Genomic DNA, 14,495 nt, shown 5'->3' with positions numbered 1-14,495 from the left:
CGACGATGGCGACCGCCACCGCCCAGAGCCCGCGCAAGAACCAGGGCTCGCGCGAGAACCAACGCCCCACCGGGCTCGCCGCGCTGACCACGCCGCTGACCGCCTGGCTGACCCGGCCGCTGGCCTCGTTCCACCTGCTGCTGGCGGTGTTCGGGCTGCTGACCGTGTTCGGACTGGTCATGGTGCTGTCGGCGTCCAGTGTGGACTCGTTCAGCAGCGGCGGGTCGTCCTACGGGATCTTCGTCAAGCAGCTCGCGTACTGCGCGGCGGGGCTGGTGCTGTTCTACGGCGCGCTGCGGATGCCGGTGAAGCTGCTGCGCAGGCACAGCCTGTCGGTGTTCGGCGGTTGCCTGCTGCTGCTGGTGCTGGTGCTGACCCCGCTCGGGGAGGAACGCGGCGGCGCGCGCAGCTGGTTCGACTTCGGGCCGGTCTCGTTCCAGCCGGTCGAGTTCGCCAAGATCGCGTTCGCCGTGTGGGGCGCGCACGTGCTGGTCACCAAGCGCGGAATGCTGGCGCAGTACCGGCACCTGCTGGTGCCGGTGGTGCCCGCCGGGCTGGTGATGTTCGCGCTGGTGATGCTGCAGCCCGACCTCGGCTCCACGGTCACGCTGTTCATCGTGCTGCTGGCGCTGATGTGGTTCGCCGGGGCACCGCTGCGGCTGTTCGGCGTGGGGGTGCTCGGCGCGGTGACCGCGGCGATAGTGCTGGCGTCGCTGGCGACCTACCGGATGGACCGGATCACCTCGTTCCTCAACCCCTCGGCCAACTCCAGCGGCGCGGGCTACCAGGCGCAGCAGGCGCTGTACGCGCTCGCCGACGGCGGCCTGTTCGGGCGCGGGCTCGGGCAGGGCTGGTCGAAGTGGCAGTACCTGCCGAACACGCACAACGACTTCATCTTCGCCGTGATCGGGGAAGAACTCGGCTTCGTGGGCTGCGCGGTGGTGCTCGGCCTGTTCGGCACCACCGCCTACGTGGGCCTGCGGATCGCGGCGCGCAACACCGACCCGTGGATCCGGCTGGTCTCGGCGACGCTGACCACCTGGCTGGCCGGGCAGGCCGCGATCAACGTCGGCTACGTGGTGGGGCTGCTGCCGGTCACCGGGTTGCCGCTGCCGTTGATCTCCTCCGGCGGGTCGTCGGTGGTCACCAGCATGCTGGTGTTCGGGCTGCTGGCGAACTTCGCGCGCAACGAGCCGGAGGCGATCGCCGCGCTGCGCTCGCTCGGGCCGGGTCGCGTCGGCAAGCTGCTGCGGCTGCCGACGCCCGCGCCGTACCGCCCGCCCGCCAAACGACGGGCCGCGCGCCCAGCGCCGTCCAACCGCCCCGGTTCGCGCAGCACCGGGGCGTCGCAGACCCGCCGGGGAACCTCGGACGCGCGAGGGCGCACGGCGCCGCGCGCCAAATCCGGTTCCCGGGCACCGACACGAGGAGGAAACCGTTGAACGGGCAGCAACCCGGCTACCGCGGCCAGCCCGGCTTTCCGGGCGGGCCCGGATCTCCCGGGCAGGCCGGCCCTCCCGGACCGCAGGGCGGTTTCCCGGGGCAGCCGGGACCGGTTGGCGGTTTTCCGGGGCATCCGGGTCAGCAGGGTCATCCGGGGCAGCAGGGCTACCCCGGGCAGCAGGGCCAGCAGGGCCATCCCGGGCAGCAGGGCTACCCGGGCTATCCGGGCCAGCCTCAGCAGGGCCAACCGCCGCAGCCGGGACAACCCGGCCCGCCGCCCGGCTTCCCCGGCCAGCAGGCGAACCAGCCGTACCCGGGCTGGCAACCCGGCCCGCCGCAGCGCCCGCTCTCGGTCGTCGTCGCGGGCGGCGGCACGGCCGGGCACATCGAGCCCGCGCTGGCGCTCGCCGACGCCGTCCGCCGCGCGCGCCCGGACGCGCGAATCACCGCGCTGGGCACCGAACGCGGCATGGAGAACCGCCTGGTTCCCGCCCGCGGCTACCCGCTGGAGCTGGTGCCGCCGGTGCCGATGCCGCGCAAACCCAGCACCGAGCTGCTGAAGCTGCCGATGAAGGTCCGCGAGTCGGTGCGCCAGACCAAGGAGATCCTGGAGCGCGTGCAGGCCGACGTCGTCGTCGGCTTCGGCGGCTACGTCTCGCTGCCCGCCTACCTCGCCGCGCGCGGGCGGACGCCGATCGTGGTGCACGAAGCAAACGCGCGCGCCGGAATCGCCAACAAGATCGGCGCGCGCTACGCCGAGCGGGTGCTCTCGGCGACCCCGGACAGCGGCCTGGCGGGCGCCCGCCCGATCGGGATCCCGCTGCGCGAATCGATCACCGGCCTGGACCGGATGGCGCTGCGCGCGCAGGCGCGGCAGTTCTTCGGGCTGCACCCGCACGCCCCGACGATCCTGGTCTTCGGCGGTTCGCAGGGCGCGCAGACGCTGAACACCGCGTTCTCCGGCGCAGCGCAAGCGCTCGGCCGCGCCGGGATCGGCGTGCTGCACGCGCACGGGCCGAAGAACACCCTTGCGGTGCAACAGGTTCCGGGCGCCCCGAACTACGTGGCCGTGCCGTACCTGGAGCGCATGGACCTCGCCTACGCCGCTGCCGATCTGGTGGTGTGCCGGTCCGGCGCGATGACCGTCGCCGAGGTTTCCGCGGTCGGCCTGCCCGCGGTGTTCGTGCCGCTGCCGCACGGCAACGGCGAGCAGGCGCTCAACGCGCAGCCGGTGGTTTCCGCGGGGGGCGCGGTGCTGGTCTCGGACGAGGACATGACCCCGGACAAGGTCGCCGGTGAGCTGCTGCCGATGGCCCGCGACCCGCAGCGGCTGCAGATGATGAGCCGTGCGACGCTGGGCAGCGGTCACCGCGAGGCCGACCAGGTCCTCGCCCGGATCGTGCTGGAGGTGGCCGGGCAGTGAGCGAGCGACCCGACGAGGACCTGCTGTCCCGAGTGCACTTGGTCGGCATCGGCGGCGCCGGGATGAGCGGCATCGCCCGCATCCTGCTGGCCCGCGGCCGCCAGGTGTCCGGTTCCGACGCGCGCGACTCGCGCACCGTGCTGGCACTGCGCGCGCAGGGCGCGCACGTGGCGCTGGGGCACCGGGCGGAGAACCTGGACCAGTTCGACCGCGACCCGACGGCGATCGTGGTCTCCACCGCGATCCGCCCGGACAACCCGGAGCTGCTCGAAGCGCAGCGGCGCGGAGTCGCCGTACTGCGCCGCGCCGAAGCGCTCGCGGCGCTGATGGCCGATCACCGGGTGGCCTGCGTGGCGGGCACACACGGCAAGACGTCCACGACGTCGATGCTCACCGTGGCGTTGCAGCACTGCAGGCTGGACCCGTCGTTCGCGATCGGCGGCGACCTCAACGACTCCGGCGCGAACGCGCACCACGGGGAAGGCGGCGTGTTCGTCGCCGAAGCCGACGAGAGCGACGGCTCGTTCCTGGTGTTCGCGCCGTCGGTCGCGGTGGTCACCAACGTGGAACCGGACCACCTCGACCACCACGGCACCGCGGAGGCCTACACCGAGGTCTTCGAGGAGTTCGTGCGCCGCATCGAACCCGGCGGAGTGCTCATCGCCGACGCCGACGACCCGGGCGCGGCGGCGCTGGCCGAACGCGCCGAGCTCGCCGGGCTGCGGGTCCGCCGCTACGGGCATTCGGTCACCGGGCACGGCGACGCCCGCCTGGTCGGCTACCGCCCCGAGCACGGCGCCGGGGTCGCCACCGTCGAGCTGCACGCCGGGCCGGACCACCCGGCGCACCGCGTGGACGTGCAGGTTTCGGTGCCGGGCGAGCACATGGCGGGCAACGCGGTCGCCGCCATGCTCGCGGGGCTGGAACTCGGTGCCGAGCTGGAAGGGCTGCTGGACGGTCTCGCCGCGTTCGGCGGAGTGCGGCGGCGTTTCGAGTTCAAGGGCCAGGCCGCCGGGGTGCAGGTCTACGACGACTACGCGCACCACCCGACCGAAGTGGACGCGCAGCTGCGCGCGGCCCGCCCGGTCGCCGCGGACGGGCGGCTGGTCGTGGTGTTCCAGCCGCACCTGTTCTCCCGCACCGCCGCGTTCGCGGGCGAGTTCGCGACCGCGCTGGCGCTGGCCGACGAGATCGTGGTGCTCGACGTGTACGGCGCGCGGGAGGACCCGGAGCCCGGCGTGACCGGTGCGCTGATCGCCGACGCGATCCCGGCGGCCCCCGAGCGGGTGCACTACGAGCCGTCGCTGACCGCGGCCGCGCCGCTGGTGGCGGGCTTGGCGAAACCGGGCGACCTGGTGCTGACGATGGGCGCGGGCGACGTGACCATGCTCGGAGCCGAGATCCTGACCGAACTGGACCGCGCCGCCACCGGGGAAGCGGTGTGAGCCCCGCCGGGCGCGCGGCGAACCGGCCGGGTGCGCGCAGCACCCGCGGCCGCCCGGTGCGGGCGGCCCGTCCGCGCCAGCCGCGCCGGTGGATCCTGCCGCTGGGGCTGGCGGTGATCACCGTCGTGGTGCTGGCGCTGTACTTCACCCCGCTGCTCGGGGTGCGTTCGGTGCGGGTCGACGGGCTCACCGCGACGCCGCAGCAGGCGGTGCTGGAGGCCGCCGCGGTCGAACTCGGGCAGCCGATGATGCGCGTCGACACCGACGACGTCCGCGGCCGGTTGGGCGAACTGCCGGAGATCGCTTCCGCGCAGGTCCGGCTGGAGTGGCCGTCGACGGTGGCGCTGCAGGTGACCGAGCGGCACGCGGTGGCGTACCTGGCCGAGCCGGGCGGGGCGCGGCTGGTGGACGAGGCCGGGGTGGCGTTCCGGAGCGCGCCGAAGCCGCCGCCGGGTCTGCCGGAACTGCGCCTCGGCGCCGACCGCCCGGCCGGTGTGCGGGCGGCGCTGGACGCGCTCACCGCGCTGCCGCCCGAGCTGCGCGGCCAGGTCCAGGCGGTGTCCGCGCAGCAGCCGCAGGACCTGAGCCTGGTGCTGACCGCGAACCGCCAGGTGCATTGGGGCGACGACGAGCAGGCCGCGCGCAAGGCCGCGATCCTGCCGCCGCTGCTGGGTCAGCCCGGCCGGGTCTACGACGTCACCAGCCCCGCGCTGCCCACCGTGGCCTGAGCGTCCGCTCGTCGATCTCGCAGGCGGCTGCGGCCGTCGCGGGACCTGTGCGGCTCGCGCTGCCCCGGCGGCGTTGGCCCGAACAGCGCATTGACCGTGATCCACGCCTCGGACTACCGTTCAGCAATCGTTTTCTGGGGGTGCTGGATGGGCGATGCCTACGGGATCAGCAGGACCACCGGGATCAGCCGCCGCGCCGTGCTGCGCGGAGCCGGCGCGACCGTGCTCGCGGGCGCCGCGGCGGGCTGCGCACCGGCGCGCACTCCGAACGAGATCAACTTCTGGAACTTCTACGGTCCGGGCGGGCAGACCAAGAGCCAGAGCGACTGGGTCGTGCAGCTGGCCGCGGAGTGGAACGCCACCCACGACGTGCAGGTCCGCCTGCGGTACGTGCCGAACAAGGACTACAAGTCCGGGCCGACGCTGCAGACCTCGTTCAGCGCGGGCGCCGGACCGGACGTGTTCCTGCTCAGCCCCGGCGACTTCCTGCGCTACTACAACGGCGGCGCGCTCGCCGACCTCACCCCGCACCTGGAACCGGGGATGCGGGAGGACTTCCTGCCGCAGGGACTGTCCACCAGGGTCGTCGACGACCGGGTGTACGGGCTGCCGATGGAGATCGAACCGCTCGCCCTGTTCTACGGCGAGCAAGCCTTCGAGCAGGCGCACCTGTCCGAAGGGGACCTGCCGCGCACCTGGGACGACCTGCTCGCGCTGGCGGAACGGCTGACCACGCCGGAGCGGTTCGGGATGCTGTTCGAGACCAATCCCGGCTACTACCAGAACTACACCTGGTACCAGTGCATGTGGATGGCGGGCGGCGAGGTGTTCACCCCGGACCAGCGCCGCTGCTCGCTGGACTCACCCGCCACGCACCGCGCGTTGCAGTGGTGGCAGGACGCCGTGCGCGCCGGTTCCGCTCCGCGCCGAGTGCGGGGTGAGGGCGGCAACGACTCGATCTCCAACCTCGCGGACGGCTACTGCGCGATGCAGCAGCTCGGGATCTGGGGCATCGCCGAAATCGCCGAGCAGGCGCCCGGCTTCCGCTACGGCGTGACGCCGATGCCGGTGCCGCAGGGCGGTTCCTACACCACCGCGCTGGGCAGCTGGGCGATGGTCGCCAACGCCCAGGGCAACAACCCGGACGCGGCGGCGGAGTTCGTGGTGTGGGCGCTGGGCTCGTCCGACCCGGCCTGCGTGGAGCGGGTGCGGCGGTGGAACACCGAGGCCAAGACGAACCTGCCCGCGCGGTACTCGGTGCGCCGGGCCGCCGACCGGCACGGGGCGTTCGAGAGCGGACCGCTGCGGGTGTTCGCCGACGAGGTGATGACCGAAGCGCGACCGGAACCGCGCTATCCGCCGGAGGTCTACCGCGCGATCTCCGACGCGCTGCAGGCCTGCCAGCTCGACGGCGCCGACCCGGCGCAGGCGGTGGCGGGCGCCGCCGAGCAGATCGACACGTTCCTCGGCACCTACGACGGGGCGGCGATCCAATGACGGCCCCGCGGACTCGGCGCCGCGAAGGCCGCACGGCGCTGGCGTTCCTGGCGCCGGACGGCATCGGCCTGCTGGTGTTCGTGGCGATCCCCGCGGTGCTGGCGCTGGTGGTCGGACTGTTCGATGTGGACGGTTTCGGCAACGTGGAGTGGGCCGGGCTGGACAACTTCCGGCTGATGGCCGGGGACGGGCTGCTGTGGCGCAGCTTCGGCGTGACGGCGCTGTACGCGGTGCTGTTCGTGCCGCTGGCGTTCGCGCTCGGGCTCGGTCTTGCGCTGCTGGTGCGGGACCACTTCCCCGGGGTGGGCGCGGTGCGGGCCGCGCTGTTCCTGCCGAACGCGGTGAGCCTGGTCGTGGTCGGGCTGCTGTGGCAGTTCCTGCTCACCGACAAGACCGGGCTGCTGAGCAAGCTCTCGGCGGTGTTCGGCCTCGGCGGGGTGTCCTGGCTCGGCGACCCGGACCTGGCGCTGCTGACGCTGGTGCTGATCAGCGCGTGGTTCCTGATGGGCTACCAGATGCTGATCTTCCTCGGCGGGCTGCACGACATCCCGCGCGACCTCTACGACGCGGCCACCGTGGACGGTGCGGGGACGTGGCACCGGTTCCGGCACGTGACCTGGCCGATGCTGCGGCCGACGAGCTTTTTCGTGCTGGTCACCTCGACGGTCAACGCGGTCACCGGGCTGCAGGCCTTCGACCTGGTCTTCGTCACCACCTCCGGCGGGCCTGCCAACGCCACCTCCACCGTCGTCTACTACGCCTACCAGCAGGCGTTCCAGTTCGGCCGGTTCGGCTACGCGGCGGCGATCTGCGGATTGCTGGTGCTGGTGCTGGCCGCGATCACCGGCGGGCTGTTCGCGGCGACCAGGGGAGGGCGGTTCGATGCCCAATAAGGCGCTTCGCGCGACGAAGCCGCGAGTGAAGGCGGTGCTGGCGTACCTGGCGGCGCTGCTGACGGTGGCCCCGCTGCTGTGGCTGGCCCTGGCGGCGTTCCGCCCGGAGTCGGAGCTGTTCTCGACGAGCTGGCCGCGCACGCTGACGCTGTCCAATGTGGTCTACGTGCTCACCGAGGTGCCCTTCCTGCGGTACCTGGCCAACAGCGCGTTCGTCGCCACCGCGGTCACGGTGCTCGCGCTGGCCGCGCACTCGATGGCGGCCTACGCGCTGGCCAGGATGAGCTTCCGCGGGCGCGGCATGGCGTTCGCCTCCGTGGTGGCGACGCTGCTCGTCTCGCTGCCGGTGATCCTGGTGCCGCTGTTCCTGATCGTGCGCTCGCTCGGGCTGGTCGACTCCTACGCGGGCCTGATCGTGCCCGGGGTGTTCAACGCGTTCGGGATCTTCCTGCTGCGGCAGTTCTACCTCGGCGTACCGCGCGAGCTGGAGGAGGCCGCGCACCTCGACGGCTGCGGGCACTGGCGGATCTACTGGCACGTGGTGCTGCCGCTGAGCAGGCCGATGCTGGCCGCGCTGGCCGTGCTGTTCTTCCTGGCCAACTGGAACTCCTTCCTGTGGCCGCTGGCGGTGGCGCAGGACGAGTCGCTGACCGTCGTGCAGGTCGGCATCGCCTCGCTGCAAGGGCAGTACGCCTCCAAGCAGCACTACGTCATCGCCGCCGCGATGCTCGCCGCGATCCCGACCGTGCTGGTGTTCCTGCTCGGGCAGCGCTGGCTGATCTCGTCACTGAAGACCAGCGGGCTGCGCTGATCGGTCGGTCTGTCGGGGCTCGCCCGTAGCGTGCCGGTCGGAAGGGGGAGCCATGCGCGCGGCAAGACTGATCTCGCTGGTGCTGCTGCTGCAGTCGCGCGGCAGCATGACCGGCCCCGACCTCGCGGGCGAACTCGAGGTCTCCGAACGCACCGTGGCCCGCGACGTGCTCGCACTGGCCGAAGCGGGCGTGCCGGTCTACGCCGAACGCGGCAGGCACGGCGGCTACCGGCTGCTCGGCGGCTACCGGACCCGGCTGACCGGGCTGCACCGGGGCGAAGCCGAGGCGCTGCTGCTGGCCGCGATCCCCGGCCCGGCGGCCGAAATGGGCCTGACCGGCGAGGTCGCCAGCGCGCGCCGCAAGATCTCCGCGGCGCTCGCCCCGGGCGCCCAGGACGCGCCGGAGCGGGTCAGCAGGCGGTTCCACCTCGACGCGCCCGGCTGGTTCCGCCGCTGCGGAACTCCGCCGCTGCTGGGCGAACTCGCCGAAGCCGTCTGGCAGGACCGGTCGGTGCGAGCGGTGTACCGGCGCGGTGACCGGGAGGTCCGGCGTGACGTCGAGCCGCACGGGCTGGTGCTCAAAGCGGGCGCCTGGTACGTCGCCTGCCGGGTCGGGCAGCGGTTCCTGGTCTACCGCGCCGACCGGTTCCAGCACGTCGAGCTCGCCGGGCCGTTCGACCGCGACGAGTCCTTCGACCTGCCCGGATTCTGGCAGCGGCGCAGCGAGGACTTCGCCCGCAGCCTGCTGCGCGACAGCGTCACCGTCCGGCTCACGCCCGCAGGCGTGCGCGCCTTGCCGGTGCACCTCGACCGCTTCGCCGCGGAGCACGCCGAGCACGGCGAGACCGACGAGCAGGGGCTGGTCACGGCCACGCTGCCCGTCGAATCCCTGGACGTCGCCCACGACCAGCTGCTCGCGCTCGGCCCCGAGGTGGAGGTGCTGGCACCGCCGGAACTGCGGGGGCGGATGGCGCGCGCCGCGGCCAGGTTCGCCGGGCTCTACGCGGAGGCGGGCGAACTCGCGCAGCTCAGCGGTAGCCGGTGACGTCCTCCGGCTTTCCCGCCTCGACGACCTCCTCGATGTAGCGCCAGCAGTCCGGCCGGGAACCGTCCACATCGGTGAGTCCGTAGACCTGCGCCAACTGCGCGCTGGACAGCGTCCGCCCGGACCACCGGGCAACCTCGGGATCGGCGGCCAGCGCCGCGACCGCCCGCCCGACGAACCGCGGTGACTCCGAGATGCCGAAGTGCGGCTCGGTCGCCTCCCGCCAGTTCTGCTCGGTCACGCCGAACAGGTCCAGCATCATCTCCGAACGCAGCCAGCCCGGCGTCACCGCGACCGCGGTGCCGCCGTGCGGGCGCAGCTCCTCGGCCAGCCCGAACGCCATCCGGCTCGCGGCGGTCTTCGCCACGTCGAAGAACGCGCCCAGGTCGCCGCGGTAGCGCCGGTTGTACTCCGCCGTGCCGTCGGTCAGCTCCACGACCAGGCCGCCGGGTGTGCGCGACAGCAGCCCGAGCGCGAAATGGCTCGTGATCAGGTGCGCTTCGATGCCGACGCGGAGCCGGTCGATCCCGATCCGCAGCGAGTGCTCCCAGACCGGCTTGTGCCAGTCCGTCAGGTGCTCGCCGCCCAGATCGTTGACCAGCAGGTCCAGCCTGCCGCGTTCGCTTTCGATCCGTGCGACCACCTCGCGCACCTCGTCCGGCTGCGTGTGGTCGGCGCGGACCGCGACGCCCTCGCCGCCCGCCGCGTCGACCAGCCGTGCAGTGTCCTCAATGGTCTCCGCCCGTCCGTAGTCCGACTGCTGTTCGCGGGTGGTGCGCCCGGTCCCGTAAACCGTCGCGCCCGCCGCGCCCAGTTCGACGGCGATGCCGCGGCCCGCGCCGCGCGTCGCTCCGGCCACCAGCGCCACCTTGCCCTGCAGCGGTCCAGCCATGCGTTTCCTCCCTGTCGAACGGCCGCTCAGAACGGCCGACGCGGTGAGCCTGACCCCCAATCCGGACATCTGCTGTCGCGATTCACCGCGAGCGCTTTGCCGAATGCCCCGCCTTGCGCCGCCGGACGCGCGGTACGGTGGACGCGGTGATCGCGTAACGCGCGGATCACCGCGTCGGCTGCGAACGAAGGTGCAGCTGCAAAACGAAGACATAGCTGCAAAAAGAAGACCCGGCTGCAAAGAACGAAGGCCCGGCTGCGGACGAAGGCACGGCTGCGGACGAGCGCGGCACTGCCTGCGGAGGCGAGCAGGTGATTACGGGCAGGCGAGAACGACGGTCGAGGCGGAGCTGTGACGTGGGGACACTCCTGGGAGATCTTCCGGCGTGGCTGCTGGACGCGGCCGCGCCGACATGCCTAACGTCCGCACCCGGTACAGGGTTGACCGCGTTTCGATCTTGTGCTTGCACGGGAACACCCCGGCAACGGCCGGACAGTCGGCCGGTACCCCCGGTGACCGCGCACGCGGCGGTCCGAGCAACGCAGAGCGCTCAGCCACGATCAGGAAGGCGGACCCGATGACGCCCCCGCACAACTACCTCGCGGTGATCAAGGTCGTCGGCATCGGTGGCGGCGGCGTCAACGCCGTCAACCGCATGATCGAGGTCGGGCTCAAAGGCGTCGAGTTCATCGCGGTGAACACCGACGCGCAGGCCCTGCTGATGTCCGATGCCGACGTCAAGCTGGACATCGGCCGCGAGATGACCCGCGGCCTCGGCGCGGGCGCCGCCCCCGAGGTCGGGCACAAGGCGGCCGAGGACCACAAGGACGAGATCGAAGAGGTCCTCAAGGGCGCCGACATGGTGTTCGTGACCGCCGGCGAAGGCGGCGGCACCGGTACCGGCGGCGCGCCGGTGATCGCCGACGTCGCCCGCAAGCTCGGCGCACTGACCATCGGCGTGGTCACCCGCCCGTTCTCCTTCGAGGGCAAGCGGCGCGCGAACCAGGCCGAAGAGGGCATCAAGGAACTCCGCGACTGCTGCGACACGCTGATCGTGATCCCGAACGACCGGCTGCTGCAGCTCGGCGACATCGGGGTCAGCCTGATGGACGCGTTCCGCTCCGCGGACGAGGTGCTGCTGTCCGGTGTGCAGGGCATCACCGACCTGATCACCACGCCCGGGCTGATCAACCTGGACTTCGCCGACGTCAAGAGCGTGATGTCCGGCGCGGGCAGCGCGCTGATGGGGATCGGATCGGCCCGTGGCGAGGGCAGAGCCGTGCAGGCCGCGCAGAAGGCGATCAACTCGCCGCTGCTGGAAGCCTCGATGGAGGGCGCGCACGGCGTGCTGCTGGCCATCTCGGGCGGTTCCGACCTCGGCCTGTTCGAGATCAACGAGTCGGCCTCGCTGGTGCAGGAGTCCGCGCACCCCGAAGCCAACATCATCTTCGGCACGGTGATCGACGACTCGCTCGGGGACGAGGTGCGGGTGACCGTGATCGCCGCCGGGTTCGACGCGGGCGCGCCGACGCACAAGAAGCTCGACCCGCAGCAGATCGGCGGCACCGACGAAGCCGGCGAAACCCAGGTGACCGAGGGCCAGGTCGTGGACGGCGAATCGACGCCGAGCGCGCAGGCCCCGCCCGCCCGGCCGCAGCCGGTCGAGCAGCAGGCGCCTGCGCAACCGGCCCCCGCGCAACCGTCGCCGCAACCGGCTCCCACCGCGCAGTCGGCACCGGCCCCGCAACCGCCGTCGGCCCCGCAGCCGCAGCCCGAGCGCCGCGAACCGGTCGGCCGCGACCAGGGCGAGCAGCCGTCCGCGCCGGACTACGAGCAGCGGCCCGGCCAGGAGCAGCAGCGGCCGGCCTACGGGGAAGGCGCGGCGCCCAGCGTCTCGGTACCGACCCGGTCCAGCGGCGGCTATCCGACACACACCGGCAACCAGGGCATGAGCGGTTCGCTGCCGCAACGCCCGATGCCGGTCGCCGACGACAACGACGACGACGTGGACATTCCCCCCTTCATGCGGCGGTGATCGCCGCAGCGGCATGGGCGAGAATCGGCACCGGGGCGAGGTTTCGCCCCGGTGCCCGTTCGTGCGGGCACCCTTCGTCGGCCGGGGCGCAGCCCCGGAGCAGGGAGGCACAGGGTGCGGATCCGGCGCGTGATCACCACGCGGGAAGGCGGCAGTTCCGGGCCGCCGTTCGACTCGTTCAACCTCGGCGGCCGCGTCGGTGACGACCCCGCCGCGCTGGTTGCCAACGAGCGCAAACTCGCCGAGGGCATCGGGCTCGGCCGGGAACGGCTGGTGTGGATGGAGCAGCTCCACGGCAGGCACGCGGCGCTGGTCGACGGTGCGCAGCCGGAGCCGGTGGAGGCCGCGGACGGGTTGGTGACCGCGCAGCCGAACCTGGCGCTGGCGGCGCTGGTCGCGGACTGCGTGCCGGTGCTGCTCGGTGATCCGGTCAGCGGCGTCGTCTCCGCGGTGCACGCCGGGCGGGTCGGTGCCCGGGTGGGCGTGCTGGTCGCCGCGCTCAAGACGATGCAGCAGGCCGGAGCGCACGTCGACCGCGTCGAGGCACTGCTCGGCCCCGCTGCCTGCGGCGAGTGCTACGAGGTGCCCGCCGCGATGCGCGACGACGTCGAGCAGCACCTGCCGGGCAGCGCCTGCCGCACCCGCAAGGGAACTCCCGGCCTGGACCTGCGCGCCGGGCTGTGGGAGCAGCTCGCGGGCGCGGGCATCGGCAAGATCGGGGTTGATCCGCGCTGCACGATGGAAACCCGGGAACTGTTCAGCCATCGCCGCGACGGACCCCGCACCGGTCGCTTCGCGGCCGTCGTGTGGGCCGAACCCGAGGAGGGGCCGTGACCGACGACGACTGTCGCCGCGCGGAGCTGGCGGAGTCGCTCAAAGAGGTCCACGAGCGCCTCGCCGCGGCGTGCCACGCCGCCGGTCGTGCGCCGGCTGAGGTCGAGCTGCTGGCGGTCACCAAGACGTTCCCGGCGCGCGACGTTGCGCTACTGTCCGACCTGGGATTGCGGGAGTTCGCGGAGAACCGCGAGCAGGAGGCGCGCGGCAAGGTCGCCGAGTTCGACGAGTTGCGCCCGCGCTCCGGCGCCCGCTGGCACATGGTCGGCCAGCTGCAGCGGAACAAGGCGCGTTCGGTGGTGCGCTGGGCGGACGTCGTGGAGTCGGTGGACAGTCCGCGCCTGGTCGAGGCGTTGGACCGGGCGACGGCGAACGCGCTCGCAGCGGGGGAGCGGACACGCCCGCTCGAAGTTCTCGTTCAGGTGAACTTGGACGAGGCGCGGGGCCGCGGCGGGTGCCCACCTGCGGAGGTCAGGTCACTCGCAGAGGTGATCACGACGACGAGTGAGCTGCGGTTGCGGGGAGTGATGGCGGTGGCTCCGCAGCACGTCCGGCCGGAAGTGGCGTTCGACACACTTTCCGAGATCGCCGCACGGCTGCGCCAGGATCACCCCGAGGCTGAAGAAATCTCGGCGGGCATGAGCGGAGATCTGGAGAGTGCCGTAGCGCACGGGTCCACGCGAGTGCGTGTCGGAACAGCGTTGCTAGGAGGCCGCGGGCTAATCTCGCCGTAGCCAGCGGCGGGGGGTCGACGGCCGGTCGTACCGCGCTCGGCTCGTAGGAGTCGCGGAGGAAGGTCATGCCATGAGCGCTCTGCACAAGCTGAAGGCATATTTCGGCATGGTCCCGGCCGACGAGATCGAGGAATTCGAGGACGAGACCTACGCCGACCGCCAGTACGACCGCCACCCGGTCGACGACGGCTACGACGCCCCGGCCGACCGGATCGGCGGGCGCCGCCGCGTCGGCGTGCGCGGCGGTTACCAGCCGGAACCCGCGAGCGAACCCTACGAGGACGTGCCGCGCGCGGACGATCACCGGGAGGTGAAGCCCCCGGTCCGCAGGCAGTGGCCCGCGGAGGCGCCGTCCCGCCCGGCGGGCGGCGAACGCGAGTCGGTCTCCCGGCTGCGCGCGGTCACCGACACCGGCAGCATGTTCAACTTGAGCAAGATCACAACGCTGCATCCGCGCAGTTACAGCGAGGCGCGCACGATCGGCGAGCAGTACAGGGACGGCAGTCCGGTGATCATGAACCTGACCGAGATGGACGAAGCGGACGCCAAGCGGCTGGTCGACTTCGCCGCAGGTCTGGCCTTCGCGCTGCGCGGATCGATCGAGAAGGTCACCAACCGGGTGTTCTTGCTCTCACCGCCGAACGTGGACGTCGCGGCCGAGGACAAGCGCAAGCTCGCCGAGGGCGCCTTTTTCAACTACGGGTGACCGGTGGCA

At 72.5% G+C, this 14,495-nt stretch carries 13 protein-coding genes; 12 read left to right on the top strand and 1 reads right to left on the bottom strand.

Going from position 1 to position 14,495, the window contains the following annotated elements:
• Window positions 1-5 precede the first annotated feature (5 nt).
• From ftsW to V1457_RS00465, 8 genes are all read left to right on the top strand, one after another.
• The gene (gene ftsW / locus V1457_RS00500; RefSeq protein WP_200070031.1) at window positions 6-1,442 is read left to right on the top strand and encodes a putative lipid II flippase FtsW; all 1,437 of its coding nucleotides are present in this window, start codon (window positions 6-8) and stop codon (window positions 1,440-1,442) included.
• A complete protein-coding gene (murG, locus tag V1457_RS00495) occupies window positions 1,439-2,866 on the top strand; it encodes an undecaprenyldiphospho-muramoylpentapeptide beta-N-acetylglucosaminyltransferase (protein WP_338598982.1) in 1,428 nt (475 codons plus the stop codon). The genes ftsW and murG overlap by 4 nt, the downstream gene beginning before the upstream one ends.
• A gap of 62 nt (window positions 2,867-2,928) precedes the next feature.
• The gene (gene murC, locus V1457_RS00490; protein ID WP_233627393.1) at window positions 2,929-4,311 is read left to right on the top strand and encodes a UDP-N-acetylmuramate--L-alanine ligase; all 1,383 of its coding nucleotides are present in this window, start codon (window positions 2,929-2,931) and stop codon (window positions 4,309-4,311) included.
• Complete coding sequence (locus tag V1457_RS00485) at window positions 4,308-5,039, top strand: FtsQ-type POTRA domain-containing protein (protein ID WP_338598979.1); 732 nt, start codon at window positions 4,308-4,310, stop codon at window positions 5,037-5,039. Before murC ends, V1457_RS00485 begins: the two co-directional genes overlap by 4 nt.
• 147 nt (window positions 5,040-5,186) lie before the next feature.
• Window positions 5,187-6,536 carry a sugar ABC transporter substrate-binding protein gene (locus V1457_RS00480; protein ID WP_338598976.1) on the top strand — a complete coding sequence of 450 codons (1,350 nt, stop codon included), beginning with the start codon at window positions 5,187-5,189 and terminating at the stop codon, window positions 6,534-6,536.
• Complete coding sequence (locus tag V1457_RS00475) at window positions 6,533-7,429, top strand: carbohydrate ABC transporter permease (RefSeq protein ID WP_200070028.1); 897 nt, start codon at window positions 6,533-6,535, stop codon at window positions 7,427-7,429. The genes V1457_RS00480 and V1457_RS00475 overlap by 4 nt, the downstream gene beginning before the upstream one ends.
• Window positions 7,419-8,240: a carbohydrate ABC transporter permease gene (locus V1457_RS00470; protein WP_338598969.1), complete on the top strand. Its 822-nt coding sequence runs from the start codon at window positions 7,419-7,421 to the stop codon at window positions 8,238-8,240. The genes V1457_RS00475 and V1457_RS00470 overlap by 11 nt, the downstream gene beginning before the upstream one ends.
• Before the next feature lie 52 nt (window positions 8,241-8,292).
• Window positions 8,293-9,285 carry a WYL domain-containing protein gene (locus V1457_RS00465; protein ID WP_338598966.1) on the top strand — a complete coding sequence of 331 codons (993 nt, stop codon included), beginning with the start codon at window positions 8,293-8,295 and terminating at the stop codon, window positions 9,283-9,285.
• Here the strand turns inward: V1457_RS00465 and V1457_RS00460 are convergent.
• A complete protein-coding gene (locus tag V1457_RS00460) occupies window positions 9,269-10,177 on the bottom strand; it encodes an SDR family oxidoreductase (RefSeq protein WP_338598963.1) in 909 nt (302 codons plus the stop codon). The genes V1457_RS00465 and V1457_RS00460 overlap by 17 nt on opposite strands.
• A 577-nt stretch (window positions 10,178-10,754) precedes the next feature.
• Here V1457_RS00460 and ftsZ point away from each other — a divergent pair.
• The 4 genes from ftsZ (at window position 10,755) to V1457_RS00440 (ending at window position 14,486) form a co-directional block, all read left to right on the top strand.
• Entirely contained in the window at window positions 10,755-12,212 is a 1,458-nt protein-coding gene (ftsZ, locus tag V1457_RS00455; RefSeq protein ID WP_338598960.1) for a cell division protein FtsZ, read from the top strand.
• 114 nt (window positions 12,213-12,326) lie between these two features.
• Window positions 12,327-13,046 (top strand): peptidoglycan editing factor PgeF, encoded by a 720-nt coding sequence (pgeF, locus tag V1457_RS00450; RefSeq protein WP_295139560.1) that lies wholly within the window; start codon window positions 12,327-12,329, stop codon window positions 13,044-13,046.
• A complete protein-coding gene (locus V1457_RS00445) occupies window positions 13,043-13,780 on the top strand; it encodes a YggS family pyridoxal phosphate-dependent enzyme (protein ID WP_295139562.1) in 738 nt (245 codons plus the stop codon). Before pgeF ends, V1457_RS00445 begins: the two co-directional genes overlap by 4 nt.
• Window positions 13,781-13,850: 70 nt before the next feature.
• The gene (locus tag V1457_RS00440) at window positions 13,851-14,486 is read left to right on the top strand and encodes a cell division protein SepF (RefSeq protein WP_295139565.1); all 636 of its coding nucleotides are present in this window, start codon (window positions 13,851-13,853) and stop codon (window positions 14,484-14,486) included.
• The last annotated feature ends 9 nt before the right edge of the window (window positions 14,487-14,495 follow it).

Source organism: Saccharopolyspora sp. SCSIO 74807 (assembly GCF_037023755.1).
GTDB classification, from domain to species: domain Bacteria; phylum Actinomycetota; class Actinomycetes; order Mycobacteriales; family Pseudonocardiaceae; genus Saccharopolyspora_C; species Saccharopolyspora_C galaxeae.
This window is presented reverse-complemented; position numbering and strand designations above follow the sequence as displayed.